The organism is Aquirufa ecclesiirivi, assembly GCF_011250515.1.
GTDB classification, from domain to species: Bacteria; Bacteroidota; Bacteroidia; order Cytophagales; family Spirosomataceae; genus Aquirufa; species Aquirufa ecclesiirivi.
Genome location: NZ_JAANOP010000005.1, coordinates 189,219 through 210,967 on the forward strand (window position 1 = coordinate 189,219; position 21,749 = coordinate 210,967).

General features: G+C 39.4%; 18 protein-coding genes. 11 read left to right on the forward strand and 7 right to left on the reverse strand.

Translation table 11 applies throughout. The features are described 5' to 3' along the window. The first annotated feature begins 63 nt into the window (after window positions 1-63). The 3 genes from G9H65_RS08765 (at window position 64) to G9H65_RS08775 (ending at window position 3,373) form a co-directional block, all read left to right on the forward strand. Complete coding sequence (locus G9H65_RS08765; protein ID WP_166374968.1) at window positions 64-762, forward strand: response regulator transcription factor; 699 nt, start codon at window positions 64-66, stop codon at window positions 760-762. Window positions 763-852: 90 nt separating this feature from the next. Continuing rightward, a complete protein-coding gene (locus G9H65_RS08770) occupies window positions 853-2,310 on the forward strand; it encodes a glycoside hydrolase family 10 protein (RefSeq protein WP_166374969.1) in 1,458 nt (485 codons plus the stop codon). Between the two features lie 10 nt (window positions 2,311-2,320). Beyond that, on the forward strand, window positions 2,321-3,373 hold the full coding sequence (locus G9H65_RS08775; RefSeq protein WP_317164414.1) for a ferredoxin--NADP reductase: 1,053 nt from the start codon (window positions 2,321-2,323) through the stop codon (window positions 3,371-3,373). An 85-nt stretch (window positions 3,374-3,458) separates the two neighbouring features. Here the strand turns inward: G9H65_RS08775 and G9H65_RS08780 are convergent, their stop codons facing one another. Continuing rightward, the gene (locus G9H65_RS08780) at window positions 3,459-4,274 is read right to left on the reverse strand and encodes an aldo/keto reductase (protein ID WP_166374971.1); all 816 of its coding nucleotides are present in this window, start codon (window positions 4,272-4,274) and stop codon (window positions 3,459-3,461) included. A gap of 227 nt (window positions 4,275-4,501) precedes the next feature. Here G9H65_RS08780 and G9H65_RS08785 point away from each other — a divergent pair, with 227 nt between their 5' ends. Continuing rightward, entirely contained in the window at window positions 4,502-6,229 is a 1,728-nt protein-coding gene (locus G9H65_RS08785; RefSeq protein WP_166374972.1) for a M3 family oligoendopeptidase, read from the forward strand. A 74-nt stretch (window positions 6,230-6,303) separates the two neighbouring features. Then, on the forward strand, window positions 6,304-6,537 hold the full coding sequence (locus G9H65_RS08790) for a hypothetical protein (protein ID WP_109322027.1): 234 nt from the start codon (window positions 6,304-6,306) through the stop codon (window positions 6,535-6,537). Window positions 6,538-6,593: 56 nt separating this feature from the next. On the opposite strand, the gene G9H65_RS08795 is transcribed toward G9H65_RS08790, so the two are convergent. Both G9H65_RS08795 and G9H65_RS08800 read right to left on the reverse strand, forming a co-directional pair. Next, a complete protein-coding gene (locus G9H65_RS08795; protein ID WP_166374973.1) occupies window positions 6,594-7,046 on the reverse strand; it encodes a hypothetical protein in 453 nt (150 codons plus the stop codon). Then, window positions 7,046-9,019 carry a protein-disulfide reductase DsbD family protein gene (locus tag G9H65_RS08800; RefSeq protein WP_166374974.1) on the reverse strand — a complete coding sequence of 658 codons (1,974 nt, stop codon included), beginning with the start codon at window positions 9,017-9,019 and terminating at the stop codon, window positions 7,046-7,048. Before G9H65_RS08800 ends, G9H65_RS08795 begins: the two co-directional genes overlap by 1 nt. 199 nt (window positions 9,020-9,218) lie before the next feature. Here G9H65_RS08800 and G9H65_RS08805 point away from each other — a divergent pair, with 199 nt between their 5' ends. From G9H65_RS08805 to G9H65_RS08820, 4 genes are read left to right on the forward strand one after another with little or no spacing between them, the layout of a single operon-like run. Next, window positions 9,219-10,511 (forward strand): serine hydroxymethyltransferase, encoded by a 1,293-nt coding sequence (locus G9H65_RS08805; RefSeq protein WP_166374975.1) that lies wholly within the window; start codon window positions 9,219-9,221, stop codon window positions 10,509-10,511. A 9-nt stretch (window positions 10,512-10,520) separates the two neighbouring features. After that, window positions 10,521-11,387, forward strand: coding sequence for a twin-arginine translocase subunit TatC (gene tatC / locus G9H65_RS08810; protein ID WP_166374976.1), 867 nt, complete (start codon window positions 10,521-10,523; stop codon window positions 11,385-11,387). Between the two features lie 21 nt (window positions 11,388-11,408). Next, complete coding sequence (locus tag G9H65_RS08815; protein ID WP_166374977.1) at window positions 11,409-13,268, forward strand: ABC-F family ATP-binding cassette domain-containing protein; 1,860 nt, start codon at window positions 11,409-11,411, stop codon at window positions 13,266-13,268. A 10-nt stretch (window positions 13,269-13,278) separates the two neighbouring features. After that, complete coding sequence (locus G9H65_RS08820; protein ID WP_166374978.1) at window positions 13,279-13,500, forward strand: VF530 family protein; 222 nt, start codon at window positions 13,279-13,281, stop codon at window positions 13,498-13,500. A gap of 65 nt (window positions 13,501-13,565) precedes the next feature. Here the strand turns inward: G9H65_RS08820 and G9H65_RS08825 are convergent, their stop codons facing one another. Next, entirely contained in the window at window positions 13,566-16,937 is a 3,372-nt protein-coding gene (locus G9H65_RS08825) for a ThuA domain-containing protein (RefSeq protein ID WP_166374979.1), read from the reverse strand. An 89-nt stretch (window positions 16,938-17,026) separates the two neighbouring features. Between G9H65_RS08825 and G9H65_RS08830 the strand changes: the two genes are divergently transcribed. Then, on the forward strand, window positions 17,027-17,860 hold the full coding sequence (locus G9H65_RS08830; RefSeq protein ID WP_166374980.1) for a dienelactone hydrolase family protein: 834 nt from the start codon (window positions 17,027-17,029) through the stop codon (window positions 17,858-17,860). Between the two features lie 16 nt (window positions 17,861-17,876). Here the strand turns inward: G9H65_RS08830 and G9H65_RS08835 are convergent, their stop codons facing one another. Beyond that, complete coding sequence (locus G9H65_RS08835) at window positions 17,877-19,232, reverse strand: flavin monoamine oxidase family protein (RefSeq protein WP_166374981.1); 1,356 nt, start codon at window positions 19,230-19,232, stop codon at window positions 17,877-17,879. Further along, window positions 19,219-20,553, reverse strand: coding sequence for a carcinine hydrolase/isopenicillin-N N-acyltransferase family protein (locus tag G9H65_RS08840; RefSeq protein WP_166374982.1), 1,335 nt, complete (start codon window positions 20,551-20,553; stop codon window positions 19,219-19,221). Before G9H65_RS08840 ends, G9H65_RS08835 begins: the two co-directional genes overlap by 14 nt. A 156-nt stretch (window positions 20,554-20,709) precedes the next feature. On the opposite strand from G9H65_RS08840, the gene G9H65_RS08845 reads away from it, so the two are divergent. After that, window positions 20,710-20,901, forward strand: a complete 192-nt coding sequence (locus tag G9H65_RS08845) for a hypothetical protein (protein WP_166374983.1) — start codon at window positions 20,710-20,712, stop codon at window positions 20,899-20,901. Window positions 20,902-20,926: 25 nt separating this feature from the next. Here the strand turns inward: G9H65_RS08845 and G9H65_RS08850 are convergent, their stop codons facing one another. Continuing rightward, window positions 20,927-21,718, reverse strand: coding sequence for a phytanoyl-CoA dioxygenase family protein (locus tag G9H65_RS08850; protein ID WP_166374984.1), 792 nt, complete (start codon window positions 21,716-21,718; stop codon window positions 20,927-20,929). Window positions 21,719-21,749 lie beyond the last annotated feature (31 nt).

Here is a 21,749-nt window from a genome sequence, read left to right on the forward strand (position 1 = left end):
TTTGGTAATATAGGCCTCTCTATATTTGCAGCAAGTTTTAAGTTACTTCACTAATTTCATCTTATGAGCCAGGCAACAGCCAATTCGACAAAAATTCTTTTGGTAGATGATGATCCTGATATTTTAGAATTATTGGAATATAATCTAGCGAAAGAAGGATTTTTGTTAGCCAAAGCATCTGATGGGAAAGAGGCCATTGCGATTGCTCAGGACTTTAATCCACAATTAGTGATTTTGGATGTGATGATGCCAACCATGGATGGCATTGAGACGGCTCGTCGAATGAAATCCATGCCAGAATTAAAAGATGCCCTCATTTTATTTTTAACTGCCCGCGGAGAGGAATATACCGAAGTGGCGGCCTTTGATGCTGGAGCCCATGATTACATCATCAAACCCATTAAGCCAAGAGCTTTGGTGAGTAGAATCAAAGCTATGCTGAAGCGGGAAACCATAGAAGACAATCAAGATGTAATCGATATTGGAGGTTTGCACATCAATCGTACGCAATATGCCGCTACATTTGATGGAAAAGCTTTGGTATTACCCAAGAAAGAATTTGAATTACTGTCTTTCTTAGCCAAAAACCCCAACAAAGTCTTTAACCGAGATGAATTATTGGAGAAAGTATGGGGTTCTGATGTCTATGTGGTGGAAAGAACAATCGACGTACATATCCGTAAATTGAGGGAGAAAATTCCTGAATATTACATCAAAACATTAAAAGGTGTTGGTTATTTATTTTCGATTGAAAAGAATTAATTCTAGCACAATTCCATCATTTATAGGTAAATTGCTCCCTCAATGAGGGTTTCTAATTTAATTCTAGCGCTATTTTTTTCGATCCATTCCTTGGCGGCACAAAGCCCTAAGCGGGAATTGCGTGGAGTTTGGGTGGCTACTGTACAAAACATCGATTGGCCTTCCGCCAGAAATTACAATAGTATTAAACAAAGAGAGGAGTTTATTGACCTGATTGATTCACACCATCAAACAGGCATGAATGCCATTTTTGTACAGGTTCGCTGTGCTGCCGATGCGCTTTATGCCAAAAGTACAGAACCATGGTCTGCTTATCTATCAGGTTTTCAAGGCCAAGCTCCTAGTCCATATTATGATCCCATGGAATTCATGATTGAACAAAGTCATGAAAGAGGCATGGAATTCCATGCTTGGTTAAATTTGAATCGGGCAACCATGTCTTCTAAAACCATTTTAAGTTCGGATCATTTGGCTCGTCGGCATCCGGAATGGTTATTTTCCTACCATGGTCAATTGATCTTAAACTTTGGGATACCTCAAGTTCGCCATTACATAGCTGAATTGGTCAAAAATTTAGTCAAAAATTACGATGTTGATGGCATACATTTTGATGATTATTTTTATCCCTACCCTGTTAAAGGAGCTAGTATTCCTGATGAAAAAACCTACCAACAATATAAATTTCCAGAGGAAAGCTTGGCAGATTGGAGAAGAAGAAATGTCAATATGCTCATTCAGGAAATTGCCGAAACAGTGAAGTCGACCAAGCCTAAGGTAAAGTTTGGTATTAGTCCTTTTGGTATTTGGCGGCATCAGAGTATTGACCAAGAAGATGGATCTCCTACTCGCGCAGGTTTACAATCATACGATGATTTATTTGCCGATACGGAATTATGGATTAGAAAAGGTTGGGTAGATTATTTGGCCCCACAATTGTATTGGGGAACGACCCACAAGGTCGCACCTTATAAAGCTTTAGCCACCTGGTGGAACGATCATAGTTTTGATCGGCCTATTTATATCGGACATGCGGCTTACCATTTGAGTGATTTATGGGCGCCGAGTGAGTTGGCTAAACAATTGAGCATATCCCGAGGTTTACCTAAAGTTCAAGGAGCCATCTATTTCAGTTCCCGCCAGGTCAGTCAAAATACCAAAGGCTGGAGGGATAGTTTACGTACGAAGCACTTTGAGCATATTGCTTTGGTTCCACCAATGTTATGGTTAGATAGCATTGCCCCCACGGCACCCCACCAAGTGAGTTTAACAAAGCAAAAAGACCAGTGGATTTTACGTTGGAAAGAAGGGGAACCTAGTTTAGACAATGACCCTCCTCGCTATTACTTGGTATATCGAATTCAAAAAGATGAAATTGAGCCTTTGGACAAAGCTGAAAACATGATTTATAAAGGTTCTGACAAACAAATAATAATTGATTCAAAATGGATCAAATCGGGTACAGGATTTGTTGTAACAGCTTTGGACCGATTACATAATGAATCTATTCCGGGGACTATTCAATGGATAGTGCCCAATGTAGTAGAATAAATTGATGAATATGAAATTCTTGCATTTATCTGTTAAAGAAATTACGGAAGAAACAAATGATACCAAAACGATACATTTTTGGCATCCGATCCATGAGGCATTAAGCTATCATTCAGGACAGTTTTTAACGGTTATTCCTGAAATTGATGGAAAAAAAGCACGTCGTAGTTATTCTTTATCTTCCTCTCCCTTGATTGATCATTCTCCGGCAATTACGGTGAAGCGCATTGCGGGTGGAGCTGTTTCTAATTTTTTGTGTGATCAAATCAAGGTAGGTGATAGTTTAGAGGTGATTGAGCCTATGGGAAACTTTTACATAGAACCCGAGGCCAATGCTAGCAAAACATATGTTTTCATGGGAGCTGGATCGGGTATTACGCCTTTGATTTCCATGATTAAAACCCTACTTAAAGGAGAGCCACAGTCGAAGGTATATTTAATTTATGGCTCTAGACATGAAGATCAAATTATTTTCAAGAAAGTATTGGATGATTTGGAGAAGGCTTATTCAGGTAAATTTCAGGTATTACATGTCATCAGCAAACCCGCGGCCAATTGGCCTGGGTTAAAAGGAAGGATCAATAAGGCTTCTACGGTATATTATTTGAAACAAGAATTTGGTTTAAATATCCCCTCGGCGCATTATTACCTATGTGGTCCTTCAGGCATGATGGATGAAATTCAGGAAGCTTTAGGCATGTTTGATGTACCCGTATTACATATTCACCGAGAATTATTTCATAGCAATCCGCAGACGGAAGATGTAACGGAAGATGATGGTAGTTTAAAAGAACAGGAAATCACCATTATTTACGAAGGTAAAGAGCACCAAATCACGGTAAAACCCAATGAGACTATTTTAGAAGCTGCCTTATCTGCCGATGTGGATATGCCCTATTCTTGTCAGGCGGGTATGTGTACTGCTTGTATGGGCCTTTGCAAAAGTGGAAAAGTGATGATGGATGAGGAAGACGGATTGACCGACAATGAAATTAAAAAAGGATATGTGCTTACCTGCGTCGCACACCCTTTATCTAGTGGTGTCGTAATTGATTTAGATTAGTATATCAATTTCTTGATTCAATAAAAAAATCCTTTATTCGTTAACCTTGACAGCGTTTGAAACGCTGTCAAGGTTTAAATTTCGCCTAAAAATCTCTTGGATCCCAAGCTACTCGGGTATTATCGAAAAGTTGGCTCAACTGTTTCATATCGTCTGTTGAAATATGAAAGTCAAACACATCCATATTCTCTTGAATTCTAGCACGTTTGACAGATTTAGGAATGGTTACAGCACCTAACTCGATGTTCCACCGAACAAGTAATTGATACGTACTTTTCCCATAATGAGTCGCTATTTCGTTCAAAACAGAATCGTCTTTTTTCCAACCTCGAACTAAAGGAGCATAGCCTTCTACTTGAATACCATGTTCTTGATTAAATGCCAATTCTTCGGGCATATAACAAAATGGACTTAACTCAAACTGATTAACGGCAGGACAAATATTGGCATGAAGAAATAATTCTTCAAGGTGTTTTTTGTAATAGTTTGATACGCCAATGGAACGACATAATTTCTGTTCATATAGTGATTCCAAGGCTTTCCACGTTTCTTTCCGAGCTGTGTCTTTGGGCCAATGAATTAAATAAAGATCTAGATATTCTACACCCAAATCATTCAATGTTTTATCAAATGCGTGTAATGTAGCATCATAACCCATGTCATCCATCCACACTTTACTGGTGACAAACAAATCCTTTCTGGTCACACCTGATGCTACTATTCCCTGTCCTACTTCCTGTTCATTGCCATAAATCGCTGCTGAATCAATCAACCGAATACCTAAATCCAAGGCATCCAATACCGATTGTTTTACTTCGTTTTGTTGCTTGGGAGCATATAAGCCTAGGCCTAATTGCGGCATTGAAATGCCATTATTCAATGTGACAAAAGGTATGCTCATGATCGTATTTTCTTGGTAATCTTCTAAACTATTTTTGCTTATCTCCTAGATTTGTCAACTTTTAAAAAGTTGACAAATCTATTGGCAAATCTATTGACAAATCTAAAGAAAAATCAAATCAACATATTATCCAATTTATCAAGCATTTGATTTCTTCTTATCAATAAACCTATTTTTTCATCTGCAAAAGCCAAATACCTTACGTATTTTTGTGAAAAATTAATCGCATGAGTAGAACAATCAGCGTAGCTGCGCCTAAAAGAAATTTCCTTCCTTCTGATTTTCAACTGAGCACTTGGGAAAGTGTGTTACCTTTTTTTGAAAAACTAAGCTCTTTGAGCATTCAAAACCTGGCAGAATTACAACAATTTTGCATCAGTCGATCCGAATTAGAAAGTTATTTATCTGAAAATTTCGCCTGGCGATATATCAAAATGTCCTGCGACAATCAACATGAGGAACTTCAAAAAAGTTACCAACAGTTTGTGAATGACATTATGCCCAATGCATCTATTTACGAAGATGCTTGGAACAAAAAAGTCGTTGAGTCCGGCTTTGCCGATCAATTACCGTCACATGGTTATGGTATCATGCTTCGTGGGATGAAAAAGGCGATTGACATATTTCGCGAAGAAAATATTCCACTTTACACGGAGCTATCCAATTTATCCACGGAATATGGCGCCTTGACTGGCGGATTGATGGTGGAAATAGATGGCCAAGAAAAAACACTTCAGCAGGCCAATGCCTATTTGGAATCTACCGACCGAAATAAACGACAAGAGGTCTATTTACTTGTAGCAAATAAGCGATTGAGTATTAAGCAGGAATTGAATGAGCTTTTCAATAAATTAATTGAGAGAAGACATCAAGTGGCTCAGAACGCTGGATTTGACAATTTTAGAGATTATTCTTTCGCCAGCTTGGGCCGTTTTGACTATACCGCTGCCGATTGTTTTGAGTTTCATGAGGCCGTAGCTCAAACGGTAGTTCCCATGGTCAACCAACAAGCTGCCAAAAGAAAAGAGGTTCTTCAAGTAGATGCCTTAAAGCCTTGGGATAAAGCGGTGGACCCTTGGGGAAGAAAACCTTTGGTACCATTCAGTACTGCCGATGACTTATTAACAAAAACCATCCAAGTTTTTGATGAATTAGACCCATTCTTAGGTAATTGCCTGAAAGAAATGGTGAAGCTAAATCGCTTTGATTTGGATTCTCGAAAAGGTAAAAACCCAGGTGGATATAATTACCCCCTTGAAGAAAGTGGCTTCCCTTTTATCTTCATGAATGCTGCGGGACAAGTACGTGATATGGTTACCTTATTGCACGAAGGCGGGCATGCCGTACATTCCATTGTAACCAAAGATTTAGCATTAAATGCTTTTAGAAATGTGCCTTCAGAAGTGGCCGAATTGGCCTCTATGAGCATGGAACTACTTACCATTGATCATTGGGATATTTATTTCCCAAATCCAGAAGAAGCTAAAAGAGCCAAAATTAAGCACTTAGAAGATATTTTAGAAACCCTGCCTTGGGTGGCCACAATTGATGCTTTCCAACACTGGATTTATGAAAACCCAGCTCATAGTCAAGCTGAACGAGATGCAAAATGGTTAGAAATCATAGCACGTTTTTCCGACAATATCACGGATTGGTCTGATTTGCAGGAGATTAAAACCAATATTTGGCAAAAGCAATTGCACTTATTTGAAGTACCATTTTACTACATTGAATACGCTATAGCTCAATTAGGCGCTTTAGCTGTTTGGAGAAATTTTTGCCGCCAACCCAAACAAGCTTTAGAGCAATACTTACAAGCATTAGAGTTAGGTTATACCGAACCTATGAAAACGATTTATGCAGCCGCAGGTATTGAATTTAATTTTAGTAAAGCCTACATTGCTGAATTAATGAGCTTTTTAGCGGAAAAAATCAAAAATTTAGAAGAAAGCTAAGCTGCATATTTAAAGAAATTTTTTTTGTACCAATTTTGGACTTATTTTTGCATTCGGATTTATTACACAACTATATGAAATTGAAAAGTTTATTGCCTGCCCTTCTTGTTGTAGCTCTAGCTAGCTCATGCGATTACCAAAAAAACAATCGAATTAAACAAAAAGATGTTCGTCAGGGCGATACTTATGTATACGGTGTTCATCCAGACAGTGCAGCAGCACAAACCAAGCAAACTTATACCGCAAAGCCCGAATTGGAAGTGAAAGCCAATGAGCTTCGTGCTAAATTATACAGTGCAAAAAAATAGGAGAGTTTTACTCCCTGTTCTTCTTTATTATGGCCTCCGAATTTCGGGGGCTTTTTTTATTTATCCATGAAATAATCCCGAATAAAATCTAGCTGGTAGATCAAGGCCGTATAGATACCAGCCCACAAAAAGGCCGAGATGGCCATAAAAAACAAAATTCGAGGTAATGGCACTTTAAAAGATAGAGCCAATAAACTTCCTCCTATGGGTGTTAAAAACAAGGGTGTGCAGGCTGCAATCCCCTTGATACCAAATTTTGTCCAAATCTTAACGGCTAAACGTGCTCGTTTACTGAATACCAAGGGTTTTTGATTTCGCCATGCAGCAATATACTTAACCAACCATTGACCAAGGCTAATCATGAAACTGACTGTAATCATCATGCCTAACCAGGTGAAAAGTATTGTTTCCACCCAACTTAGACCCAAACTAAAACCCGTAATGGGCCCAGCTATGAACTTAATGGCAGTGGCGGCCATGACAGCCGAATAAGAAGACCAATCCATCATTAATTCATTTTATATTGACGCACACCTTTATCCAAAAACTCCACAAAATGATCAACATTGGCATCAAAAGCCACAGGAGTCACCATAGGATTACCCTCTTTACGGGGATCCAATAAGACATAATGAGGCTGTGCATTGGAATTAAATCGACTAATCTGAAAATCTAAATTTTGGTCTCCCAGCGTTTTTTTCTCTTGTCCGTCTACTTTGGAAATATACCATTGATCTGCTGGCAACTCCGTTTTATCATCGCAATACAAAGCCACAATCACGTATTCCTCTTGCAAGCGCTTTAAGACTTTGGGGTCAGACCAGACATATTCCTCCATTTTCCGACAGTTTACACATCCGTGACCTGTAAAATCAATGAACAAAGGTTTCCCTACTTGTGCAGCATAAGCTTTGGCCTCTTGATAATCAAAAAAACCTGTGAGACCTAAAGGCAATTCTAAAAAATCACCATACTTAACTACTCCCGTAGAACCGGGTTTAACCGTAACTTCTCCTGAATTTCCTTTAAAATCTTGACTACTCAATGGTGGTAACCAGCCCGACAAGCCTTTCAATGGTGCGCCAAACATGCCGGGAATCAAGTACACTACGAAGGCCAAGACAGCCGTAGCAAATAAGGTTCTCGGGATTGACAATTTCCCACTAGGCCCATCATGTGGTAAAGAAATCTTACCAAATAAATACAAGGTCAAAGCACCAAAAATAGCAATCCAAATGGCTAAGAAAATCTCTCTATCTAATAAATGCCAGTGATACACCTGATCCGCTACACTTAAAAACTTAAAGGCTAAGGCTATTTCTAAGAAACCTAAAACCACCTTCACCTCATTCATCCAATTGCCCGACTTGGGTAATTTCTGCATGAATCCAGGGAAAATGGCAAATAAAGTAAAAGGGATAGCGAAGGCTAGAGAAAAGCCCAACATGCCAATAATAGGCTTCACAAAGGCCCCTTGAGATGCTGCGATCAAAATGCTTCCTGCTAAAGGTCCAGTACATGAAAACGAAACTAAGACTAAAGTGAAGGCCATAAAAAACACCCCAATAATGCCGCCTTTATCCGACTTAGCATCCACCGAATTAACCATTCCAGATGGCAATACGATTTCGAAAGCACCTAAAAAGGAGATTCCAAAAAAGATAAAAATACCAAAAAATAACAGGTTAGGAATCCAGTGGGTACTTAGGAAATTGGCAAAGCTAGCACCCGCAAAAAAGGCCAGCAAAGTTCCGAAAAACACATAAATCAAAACGATGAAAGAACCATATAAAAAAGCTAATCCTTTACCACCCTTTTGCTTGGTGAAAAAACTCACCGTCATAGGAATCAATGGATAAACGCAGGGAGTCAATAAGGCTAAAAGCCCCGCACCCATAGCAATCCAAAAAAATTGCCATAAAGATTCTGAAGGAGCAACAGGGCTTGCCGTGGCTTCAATACTTAGTTCAGGGATTTTTTTTTTTGCTTCGTCTGTACTTACATCCGAGGCTGCGGCAGAACTTGCTATCACAAAGGGGCCTTTGACAGGCACACAAAGCCCACTTTCATTGGAACAAGCTTGAGAGTCGTAAAGCCCTTCAATCTTCCAATTTTCAGCGGTTATTTTAATTTTCTGCCTGAACTCCCCCTTTTCAGTGAAGTAGGTATACGTTCCGTTCCAAATCTCTTTATCGAATTTGGAATGAGGATTAATCGCCTTTAAACCACCTACTAGCTCAAATCCTACTGGATTTTTGATGGTCACTGTTGTAACAACGGGACCTAAATCTTTATCAAAATCTGAAGAATACAAATACCAGCCTTTTTCAATTTTTACTTGAAATACGATTTCAGCCTCTTGACCTACCGAGGGCTTAGCTGGTTCCAATGTCCAAGACCATTTAGCAGGCACCAACTTTTGTGCAAGCACCGGGCTAAGCACAAATAGAAACAAGCTTAATAGAAGTAATTTGTATTTCATGAGTTCAATATTTTCATTACCAAACGTTGTTTGGTATATAACTAGTTCGTGTGATTGAAATAATTTATAAAATTAAACAATTTAGTGGATATCTATGACAAATCTATTGAACTGAAAAGGCCGTCATTTGGTTTTTCTATTCGGATAAAAAAACGTAATTTTGTGCCCATTCTCACGTAAATACGAACAATATATTTCCATGGCTGCAAGCACATTCCCACAACAGCGCGATAACGAAATTTTTTCATTGATTAGTCAAGAAGCTCACCGTCAGGAATTCGGGATCGAGTTAATCGCTTCTGAAAACTTCACGTCTCCTCAAGTGATGGAGGCTCAAGGTAGCGTTTTGACGAATAAATATGCGGAAGGACTTCCAGGAAAACGTTATTATGGTGGTTGTGAGGTAGTGGATGAAGTAGAAACATTGGCCATCGAGCGTGCCAAAAAATTATTTGGAGCAGCTTGGGCTAACGTACAACCTCACTCGGGTGCACAAGCCAATGCAGCCGTATTTTTATCTTTTTTAAACCCTGGTGACAAGATTTTAGGATTTGACTTGTCTCATGGTGGTCACTTATCACATGGTTCTCCCGTAAACTTCTCTGGAAAGTACTTTCAGGCCTTTTTTTACGGAGTAGAAAAAGAAACGGGCTTAATAGATTGGGACAAAGTAGAAGCTACTGCTGCTAAAGAAAAGCCGAGATTAATCATTTGTGGTGCCTCAGCTTATTCTCGTGATTGGGATTACGCTCGTTTAAGAGCCATTGCTGACCAAGTTGGTGCTATTTTATTAGCTGATATTTCACATCCATCGGCTTTGATTGCCAAAGGTTTATTGAATAACCCGATGCAACATTGCCATATCGTTACCACAACCACCCATAAAACCTTGCGTGGACCACGTGGAGGTTTGATCATGATGGGAAATGATTTTGAAAATCCATTTGGATTCAAAACATTAAAAGGAGAACTAAAAACCATGTCGGCATGCTTGGACGGTGCTGTATTCCCTGGAACTCAGGGTGGCCCATTGGAGCATGTTATTGCCGCTAAAGCCATTGCTTTTGGTGAAGCATTAACCCCAACTTTTGAGGCTTATGCCAAGCAAGTGCAAAGCAATGCGCAAGCGATGGCTAAAGCCTTTTTAGCTAAAGGATATGATATTATTTCAGGTGGTACAGATAACCACTTGATGTTGATCGATTTACGTCCAAAAGGATTAACAGGTAAATTAGCCGAAAACACCTTGATCAAATCCGATATTACCATCAATAAAAACATGGTACCTTTTGATGACAAATCTCCCTTTGTAACCTCAGGAATGCGTGTAGGTACAGCGGCCATGACAACGCGTGGTTTGAAAGAAACCGAAATGGAACAAATCGTAGATTTAGTAGATCGCGCTTTAATGAACCACGAAAATGAAGCCGTATTGGCTCAAGTGAAAACAGAAGTAAATCAGTGGATGAAGCAATTCCCACTTTATGTATAAAAAACAAACATGGCATTAGATCAGGATTGGGACGACGAGGACCAGGATGAAGATAAGGACGGCACTGAGATGTCGTTTATGGATCATTTAGAAGAACTAAGGTGGCATATCATTCGCTCCATAGCTTCTATTGTGATTTTCACTATCATGGCATGGATTTTCAGAAATGAGATCTTTGGTATCATCATCATGGGACCTACCAAAGTCGATTTCTATACCAATCAAGTACTTTGCCACCTAGCTGAATTAACAGGCATGACTAGCTTGTGCATGCAAGCCGCCGATTTCATTCTTCAAAGTAGGGAAGTGTCGGGACAGTTCATGATGGCATTGACTCAGTCGATCATCGTGGGTCTATTATTCGCTTTCCCATATGCCTTTTATGAAATCTGGCGATTTATTCGTCCAGGTTTAAAAGAAAAAGAACAAAAAGCAGCCCGAGGAGCCGTATTCTGGGTATCCTTACTGTTTTTTATCGGGGTATCATTTGGCTATTTTGTCGTGGCACCCATGGCCATCAATTTCTTAGCGAATTTCAAATTAGACCCTAGCATCCAAAATCAATTTGATATTAACGATTACATTTCGTTATTGTCCATGTTAACCTTGGCTTGCGGCCTTACTTTCCAATTACCGATGATTGCCTTTGTACTTTCTCAAGTAGGTATTTTAACCCCTTCTTTCATGAGAGAATACAGAAAACATGCATTAATCGTGATTTTGTTAGTTGCGGCTATCATCACCCCTTCCCCCGATGTGATTTCTCAATTACTAGTGGCCTTCCCTCTCTTTGGCCTCTATGAAATCAGTATCCTCGTTTCAGGAAGAGTATTGCGCAGAAAAATGAGAGAAGAAGCGCTCGAATCGAATTCATAATAGAATTCCTAATTAACAAACATGAATTACCTATCCGCGGAAAATATTTCTCGCAATTTGGGTGAAAGATGGGTCTTTAAAAACCTGTTCTTTGGCCTACAAAAAGGAGAAAAAGTATCCCTCATTGGAAAAAATGGTACGGGTAAAACGACCCTGATGGAAACCTTGATGGGTCTCCAAAGCCCTGATGAAGGTAAAGTAACCATCCGCAAAGGCATACGCGTGGGTTACCTTCCACAAAACCCCATTTTTCAGGAAAATGAAGAAGTTTTAAATTACCTTTTTTCCGACGATTTGCCGAGTGCTCAGGCGATCAAAGCCTATGAAAAGGCTATGATTTCAGGTGATGCCAAAGAACTTGAAGATTCTTTTGCGCTCATGGAAGCCCATAATGCCTGGGACTATGAGGCTAGAGCCAAGCAAATCATTACTCGCCTTGGTATTCCCGACGGAGATCAAAAAGTAAGCACCCTTTCAGGTGGTCAAAAGAAACGACTTTCTTTGGCCAAATTATTGATCGAAAGTCCAGATATCATGATTCTGGATGAACCAACCAACCACTTGGATATTGAAACGATAGAATGGCTAGAAGGTATTCTTTCTGGACCCAATGTCACCGTCTTAGTGGTTTCTCACGATCGATATTTCCTAGATAAAGTTTGCAATAAAATGCTGGAGCTAAGCAATGGCTCCATCTATACCTATGAAGGTAATTATGCCTATTTCCTGGAGAAAAAGGCAGAACGCGAAGCTTCAGAAGCAAGTACGATTTCCAAAGCCAAAAACTTGTACCGCAAGGAATTGGAATGGATGAGACGTCAACCCAAAGCTCGTGGCACTAAGGCTCAGTCGCGCATTGATGCTTTTGCTGAGACAGAAGAAGTGGCACATCGCAAAACCGATGATAGCAAACTGGAATTAAATATCCAGATGTCGCGCCTGGGTAATAAAATCATAGAAATCAACCACCTAAAGAAAGCCTGGGGAGAAAAGAAGATTGTCAATGATTTTACCTATACCTTCAAGAAAAAAGATCGTATCGGTATCGTAGGTAAAAATGGTGCAGGTAAAACAACTTTCCTTCAACTTTTAACAGGCTTAGAACAACCTGATGCTGGTACAATTGATCCAGGTGAAACACTAGTAATTGGGTATTATACCCAAATACCTTTTGAGTTTAAGCCTGAACAGCGCGTTATTGATACCATTACCGAAATTGCCGAAGTGATTCCCTATGGAAAAAATGAGTCATTGACCCCAAGTCAGTTCTTAAGTAAATTTTTGTTTCCTACTGCCCAGCAATATACTCCCGTAGAAAAGCTATCGGGAGGTGAGAAAAAAAGGCTGCAATTGATGCAAGTATTGGTCAAGAACCCCAACTTCTTAATTCTAGATGAGCCTACCAATGATTTGGATTTAGATACCTTACAGTTATTAGAAGATTTCTTAAGTGAGTTCCAAGGTTGCTTATTATTGGTTTCTCACGACCGATACTTCATGGATAATTTAGTCGATCAATTGATTTTAGTAGAAGGAGAAGGTGAGGTAAATTTCTTCAATGGTAATTATACGGACTATCGCATTGCACTAGAAAATAAAGAAAAAGAACCTGCGGTAGAGAAAAAAAATCCTGCTCCAGTAATCGAAAATAAACCCACTCCCAAAGGAGCAAAATTAAGTTTTAAAGAAGCGAAAGAATTGGAAGAACTAGAAAAGGAGATGGCCGTGATGGAAGGTCAAAAAGAAGCGCTCATTGAACGACTTAGCAAAGGTTCCGATGATTTTCAAGACTTAACGGCTTGGGCAGCAGAAATTGAACGATTAAAAAACAGTTTGGAGGAAAAAGAATTGCGCTGGTTAGAATTATCTGAGCGCGCTTAAATCATCACCTATGGACGAAGGACAAGTATCCAATGACCCTTTGCATGGCAAAACCTTAGCCTTCATCATGGAGCAATTGGTGGAGCGTTATGGCTGGGAAGAACTAGCCCGAAGAATTCGCATTAACTGCTTTGCCATCAATCCAAGTATCAAATCCTCTTTAACTTTTTTGAGAAGAACGCCTTGGGCTCGACAAAAAGTAGAAAACCTGTACATTCGTACTAAATGGTAACAAATAACTATTACATGAAAACAAAAAAGGCTCCTTTCGGAGCCTTTTTCATGAAATATACTTTCCTAATTCTCAAAATAGATTTCCTTCAAACCATACAAAGGCTTATCCCCTGCATTCGGATTAGAGAAAACAAAATATAAGTTCTGAGAACCTGATACGTTAATTGGCATTTTAGCATCTCCTGTCGTATTAATATCAATTGAGCCTAAAAGCGTACCACTTGGACTACCTGACCTCAATTCTAGTTTACCTCCAGCTGTTTGCCCTGGCATCACAAAAGAAGAAACTTGGATCGACTTAATTCCAGTCAAATCTATCATACCAAAATTGGCATAACCTTTATCAGCCGTAGCAACCAAAAGCTCTCCAATACCATCGATTTTATATTTCATGGTCTTTGAAGTCTGATCAGCCGTTGCTGCAGCCACTCGTGAATTACGTAATGTAATTACTTGCTGGCCCGTAGCCGAACCTACTTTAGAACCACCTTTGTCGGTATAGCTAGCCACAAATAAGAATGTACCTGGCTTACCTCCATCATTCGTCACATATTCCCCTTTTAATGGTTTCGACGTTTTCTTGGTATCCGATAAACTTAAGATATAACGAACCATTTCTTTGGCATCATCCGATTTGATTTGTGGGTGAGCAGCCATCACTTGTTCTCCCCAAACTCCACCACCACCAGAAATAACTTTCTTCGCTAACATATCAATATTAGCTGCAGTAGCGCGGTATTTCTTGCCTACTTCTGTATAAGATGGTCCAATGGATTTCTTTTCTACCGCATGGCATGTTTTACAATCCGATAACTCTATTAAACGCTTTCCGTTAGAGAATGAAGTATTGCTTTGATGTCCTTGCTCAATTAAGGTCTTATCAAACCCTTGTAAGTAGTTGATATTCAACACAACATCTTCTTCCGCAATTTTCTTACTACTTAAAGTGCCATCTTCCTTATCTTCTACCTTCACTTGGTATTTCACAGCTTTGTCATTCCAATAGAACGATTTATTTCCTTCAATACTCACATCTACTTTTGGAATTTCATTTCCCACTTTGACAATGGTCTCGGCTGAGCTAACATTACCTTTCGCATCTTTCACTTTCAAAACAGCTTTAAATACACCTGATTTGGTATACGTAATACTTGGATTAGCCAATGTACTCGTTTGTCCATCACCAAATGACCAGGCATATTTAATAGCGTCGCCATCATAATCTAAGGTACCTACCGAAGAGAATTTTACTTTTAAAGGCGATGCTCCAACTTTCTTATCTACCGCAATTTCCACCTTCGGAGGACGGTTACCTCCATTGTATTCTATTTTATACAAGGTCGCCTCCTCGTTTTGTGCAAACCAGTTTGGACCATATTCTAAACCATAGAATGTGCCATCTTTGGCAAATTGCATATCAATTGGATGAGAAAACTTCATCGATGGTAAGAAACGCTCCATGGAATCAAAATCCCCATTTTGCTTCATTGAAACTGTATAAATAATATCTCTAGCCCAATCGTAAGCAAACAATTTTCCATCATAATAAGCTGGGAACTTTGTCTTAGAATTGGCAGGAAAATCCTCAGAATAATAAACTGGGCCAGCCATGGCATTTCTAGAACCTTTTCCAATAACTGGACCAAATTCAGGAGAATCTACATATGGATAGAAAATAAAGGCTTTTTGAGGTTTAGGCAAATGAGCAAAACCCGTATTATGAGGAGAATCGTTGATCGGAGCCTCCACACTAAACTTAGCCCAAGTACTGTCTTTTACAAAATCTCTTTGATTGTAGGTTTGATTATTACCTACAAATAGTGGCCATCCAAAATAACCTGCCTCACGGGCCTGATTTACTTCATCATATCCTCTTGAACCATATTTAGGTGAATTTTCACCTGCATCTGGCCCAACTTCTCCCCAATATAAAAAGCCTGTACGCTGATCCACCGCTATACGGTAAGGATTACGATTACCCATCACATAAATCTCAGCTTTAGCGTGAGGTGTCTTCTCTGGGAATAGATTACCCTTCGGAATGGTGTAAGAACCATCTGCTGTTGGCTTAATACGCATAATCTTACCTCTTAAATCATTGGTATTCGAGCTTGTAGAACGAGCATCCCAACCCGCTCTTCCTGGACGATTATCAATTGGGCCAAAACCATTCGATTCAAATGGGTTGGTATCATCTCCTGTGGACAAAAATAAGTTTCCTTCTTTATCCCAAGCGATAGAACCTCCTGTATGACAGCATCCTGTGCGCTTGACCGGAACACGTAATAATACCTTCTCCGTATTCATTAATAAAGTATCTTTCACATCATCGTAAGTAAAACGAGATAAATGCTGTGCTGTATCGGGCTGACCAGTTTGTGGGGAATAAAATAAATAAATCCACTTATTTTGATCGTAATTAGGGTCAATATTCATCCCCATTAAACCATATTCAAACTTATTAAATACATCCAAATTAGCGACAACTTTCGTTTTACCTTTTTTCGGATCAAACATCTTCAATTTACCTTTACGCTCTGCATAAAAGATTTTTCCTTGATTGGTTACGGCCAATTCAGTTGGCTCGTCCAAATTACGATCTAACGTAATTTTAGTAAATCTGTTTTCCTCAGGAAGTACTCCTGTACGCAATTTTTTATTATAGTTAATATCAGCACCTGAAGCCACCCATTGAAGACCTCCCCAAATATGCTTTAATACCAAATCCTCAGAAAAAGATTCATGGGTATGTCCCCAGTTGGTATAAAATGCCCGTCCACCATCAAATTCATGGTACCAAGCCATTGGGTGAAAATCACCCATTTTACCATCTTTATATGATTTCTCATCAACAGTCACCAACACTTTAACGTCTTTGTTAAACTCTTTGATATCATAGAATTCGTCCTTACGATTAAAACTAGCTGGCATGTGAGAAGTAGAAATATGAGTTCCGTCTACCACGTTCATCTTACCTTCTTGTACATTCGGACGACCCGGATGTGAGGCAAAATACCCTCCTGATAATTTGCCATACCAAGGCCAATCATATTCTGTGTCCGTAGCAGCATGGATACCAAGATACCCTCCTCCTGCTTGGATATAGCGCTCAAATGCATTTTGCTGAGGAGCAGTCAAGACATTTCCAGTGGTATTTAAAAATACCACAACACGGTATTTCATCAAATTATTTTCAGTAAAAGCAGCAGCGTTCTCTGTCGTATCCACAGAAAAACCCTTTTCAGCGGCCATCTTCAAAAATGCAATTTTGCCAGGCTCAATAGAACTATGACGAAATCCTTTGGTCGATGAAAAAACCAAAACCTTTTTACCTTTGAGTACGTTTTTATCTTGTGCAACAAGTGAGAACGAAAATAAACAGGCAAGACAGATGCTTGCAAAAATTCGGACAGAGCCGAAGAAATTGTTTTTCATATGATATTTCAGTCTTAAAGAGTTGGTAAAGTTAAGTTAAATGCATCATTTTCGATTAAATTATTCAAAAATTTTATTCAAATAATACCATGAAAAAAATCGTCATTCTCCTCTCATTAATTTTGGGTTTCCAAGAACTCGATGCCCAATCCTGCTGCTTTCTCAAAAAAGACGACATGCAATTAATGGCATCCAATAAAGCCTTCCAACGCTCACATAAATTGCCTAAACCTTATGTACATATCTCAAAAGCTGGAGGTGAAATGATTGAGTTCAGTACACCTGACGGCCAAAAAGCCAAAGCATTTTATATCAAAGCCGCTAAGCCTACCAAAACTACTTTATTCGTATTCCAAGAATGGTGGGGACTCAATGATCATGTTAAAAGAGAAGCCGAACACTTCTATAGTACATTAGGAAACGTCAATGTCCTAGCCATCGACATGTATGACGGCAAGGTTGCCACCACGCGAGAAGATGCAGGAAAATACATGGGAGAAGCAAATCCAGCCCGACTAGAAGCCATCATCCGTGGTGCAATAAAACAGGTAGGACCAGAGGCTAAAATTGCCACCGTAGGCTGGTGTTTTGGAGGTGGATTATCTTTAAAAGCGTCTATTTTGGCGGGAAAACAAGGTGTAGCTTGTGTGATGTACTACGGAATGCCTGTGAAAGATGTCTATGAATTAAAAGCCTTGAATACCGATGTATTGGGTTTATTCGCAGGTAAAGAACAATGGATTTCCCCAAAAGTAGTTGCAGAATTTGAAGAAAACATGAAGGCCGCTGGCAAAAAACTACAAGTGAAAAGCTTTGATGCTGAGCATGCTTTCGCCAATCCTTCTAACCCAGCATTCGACAAAAAATCCACTGAAGAAGCCTGGAATATGGCCATTGCTTATTTCAAGGAAAGAATAAAATAAATATTTAGGGCAGCTTCTAGAGCGTTTCTTTCAACACTTCAGAAGCTGCCCGATAACCCGATGAGATAGCCCCATCTAAATAACCACACCATTTCTCTGCGGTTTCAGTTCCAGCAAAATGTATGTGTTTAAATGGGACTCTAATTTGGTGTCCAAACTGCGTCAAGGTATTTGGCCCCATCAAACCTGTATAACATCCACGAGAATACACTTCCTTCGTCCAACATTTATCGATGTATTGCATCGGCATGGAAGCTTGATGACCAAAAATTTTCTCTACGCATTCTAATATCATTTTTTTGCGAGCCCCTTCTTCCAAATCAATGAAATTTCGAGCATCATTTCCTTCAACAAAGACCAATAATACCCCTTGATCTGAATCAGCATGTCCCACATCAAAGGTCACTTTAAGTGGATATTCATCACTCACTATTTGCCCACTAAAACCCATTTCTCTCCAAAAAGGAGTCGGGTAAATTAAGTACACCTTCATGGCTGCACCCATGGGCATTCGCTGGTATAACTGCGCTTTTTGTTGAGGTAAAGGTGGTTCAAATACAATCGTATTTATTAATACAGGAGGAATCGTCAAAATACATTTCCTAGCATGTATTTTTAACTTGTTAGTTTCAGCAATAATTCCACTGGCTTGTTGACTCAAGCGTAATAAAGGTGACTCAAGATTAATTTTGTCCAAAAATGAGGCAGCTATTTTTTTAATTAATCCCTGAGTTCCTCCTTTCAAAATGCTCTGTTGAGCTCCATTTTTTATGGAAATGAGGGTATCCATATTGTCCCCCGATTTAAAATAAAACAAGGCAAATAGCAGCGAAATCTCCGAAGCTTCTGCGGCAAAAACCGTTTGTATGCCTATCTCAAATAAATGTTTTGCCTTGGCCGTCCAGATATATTTTTCCATCCAAGTGGCCAAAGTCATGGCATCAAATTCCTTAGCTTTTGGGTGATTCCAAGGCTCGGTCAACGAAATTTGCGCGGAAAGCTTATTCATTTTACTGATGGCAATTCCTAAATTAATCAATGAAATGGGGTCTATCTTAGGAATCGTACCCGTATAGGAACTGATTTTATTTTTAAACTTCAATAGGTTCTTTCCTTGGTCATAGGTATCATAGGTTTCTGTTTGGGTTTCCTTGATCCATTCCCATACTAAGTGCTGAGTCGGCCCCACCCACTTCGCACCCATATCAACCGTCACACCCGATTCCAAATCCTCCGTCAAGGTTCTTCCTCCTATTCGATCTCGTGATTCAATCACCATAAAATCTTGCTGAGCAGTATGTAATTTTTTAGCGGCTGCAATTCCTGCATATCCAGCTCCAACGATCAAAATGTCTGTATTAATTTCCTTCATGTTTCATTACCCTATTTTGCCATTTCCAATACAAGAAATATGCGAACGATCTTATGTTGAATTTGCTTTTGCCTTTTTGTTGTTCCAGTGCTTTCACCAACCGCAAACAAGTATCAATAGCATTCTGGCTAAGCTCTTCTCTCTTTTTCATGTCCATACTTAGGGACAATATTTGATCTTCTTCTAGCCAAGAATTCTCGTTTTCTTGTTGGAATAGCTGAATTTTAGCATGCAAAGATCGATAATCGCTCAAAGCCTTACGGTGAATTTTCTCCCATTGCCACCAATAGGAATGGTCCAAACGCTTACTAGCCTGTGGAAATACATCGTCATTCAAGGTATTGGTTCCAAAGTAAAAAGGTTTAAAAACCGACAAACATGGTGCGGATGATCCGGTAAGCCATACACTAGAATTAGCTTTACCTCTTAACTCCACCACCATACTACCCGTGGTTTGGGAAGGAGTCAATAGTCCTTGTGCATGCAAACAAATATTTCCCATATTTCCTTGGCATGGCTCGAAATTTTCCTTGATTCGGTGGCTTCTCAAAATACCAAAAGCATCTTGAATACTGAATTTTTGGCTATCTAAAGCAGGTGCTTGAAGCTCACATTGATGTTTACGAGATAGCCCCTTACCCAAAAATGTCATGATGGGCTCGGAAAAAGCCCTTTGGAAATCGAAAGGAACCCCTTCTTTCATCCAAGATTTTTGATAGGCAAAAGCTTGGGCATCAGGATGTATCTGATCAAAATCAGTGCCAAGCGTCAACACATTGGAAATGGCATAAAAGGAATCAATGTGTTTATATGCCCAAAATGGTCCAGCCGTTTCCAATACATAAGCTGAATGAGGGTCGGCAATCAAAAAACTATTACTGTAAAACATTCCCTTGTCTTGATAGCCACCACAAGCATCTTGCCCATATTTCCCCAAGAGTTCAAGGATCATTTCCAAAGCAAATTGAGCCGTTTTCGACTGTTCCAAGGCTAAGCGCAATAAGTCCATTCCAGTCAAGCCATCATTTTTTCGGGGCAAATGCATTTTGGTAAATACCGCCTCATTCCCAATAGCCACACCATGTTCATTGATACCCATTTCTGCACCCCACATGTGGAAAGGTTTGGAAAGGATAACCTCATGAACTTGTTCTGGACAATCTACTACAATAAATGTTGCCTTTACTCGTTTCTGAGGTCGCTGTTGAGCAGAAAATCGAACAATTTGTTGAGCTTCATTTGGCTCACGATCTGAATTTTTAGCTAAGATGGCATTCCCATGTAGGATTCGATAAGAAGGGCTAAAAAAAGTATCGCACATGTTTGGGAGGTATTTAAGCAAACAATTAAAATACAAGTATGGAATTAATTTCACGCATCTCAAAATAATTGTAGTTCCTGTAAATCTCAAAAATGAGAAGCAGGATTATTCAATCAAAAATCTTAAGTTTGTACTACATCAAAAGCGCTCAATGCAATGAAATACCTCGTTCTATTTTGCTTGATTTCATTCAGTATTCCGGCTCATAGCAGGGTAGTAGATTCAAAAGTGGAGTTAAGCTATTCAAGCTCAACGAACAAGAAAGCGGCTAAATATCGTAAAAAGAAAGGTTTTCTTTGGGGACTTTTCAAAAAGAAGAAAAAAGGCTGCGATTGTCCAAAATTGTAATTTGTTTTTTCGTTAATGCCTAGGCTTAAACCAAAACAGGATTCAAAGTAGAAGCAGCCGCTTTTCCTGGAGCTAAACCTTGCAACCAACGCTGACGGTCTGCTTCTTGATTTTCATTTTGAGGTTCAATGATGATGGCATCCGCATCCATATAAATGATGGTCATTACCTCCCGCATTTTATTCGAATGATTGCCCGGTGCGGCATGCAAAGTCCAACCCTTATGAAAGGTCGCATCTCCTGCTTTCATCGTTTTTTGAGCTACAATCGGAAAATTCTTTTCCTTGACAAATTGACTGATCATCTGTTCCGACTCATCGGATATATTTACCAAAGGTAAGTTGACATCTTGAGTACCTGAGGCAAAAGTAAGCATCCCCATTTCTTCGTCGATATCCACCAAAGGCATCCACATGGTCACGGTATTTTTGGTATTTAAAGGCCAATAATACTGATCTTGATGCCATGGAGTTAGGCCTCCTCCTGGCTCCTTAAATAAAGCTTGATCATGATATAGTCGAACCCGCTCAACCCCCAATAAATCGGCTGCTATTTGAGCAAATCGTTTGGCTAAAGTAAATTCTCTGATTTTAGTATCCTCTTCCCACAAATTCATCATTTGTAAAAATGCTTTCCCATAGGTATCGCGTTCAGCTAAGGACTTTTGCTTCGCGCGAAAATCCTTAGCCCAGCGATTGATTGCTTCCCTATATGGTTGCAAATCATCGGCACTCAACACGTCTGGTAAATAGACGTGTCCATTCATATTAAAATAGGTTTTGTCTGTGTTCTTCAGTAAGTAAGCTTGATCAAGCATCTAGCTAATTTTTCGATCAAAGTTCTATAAA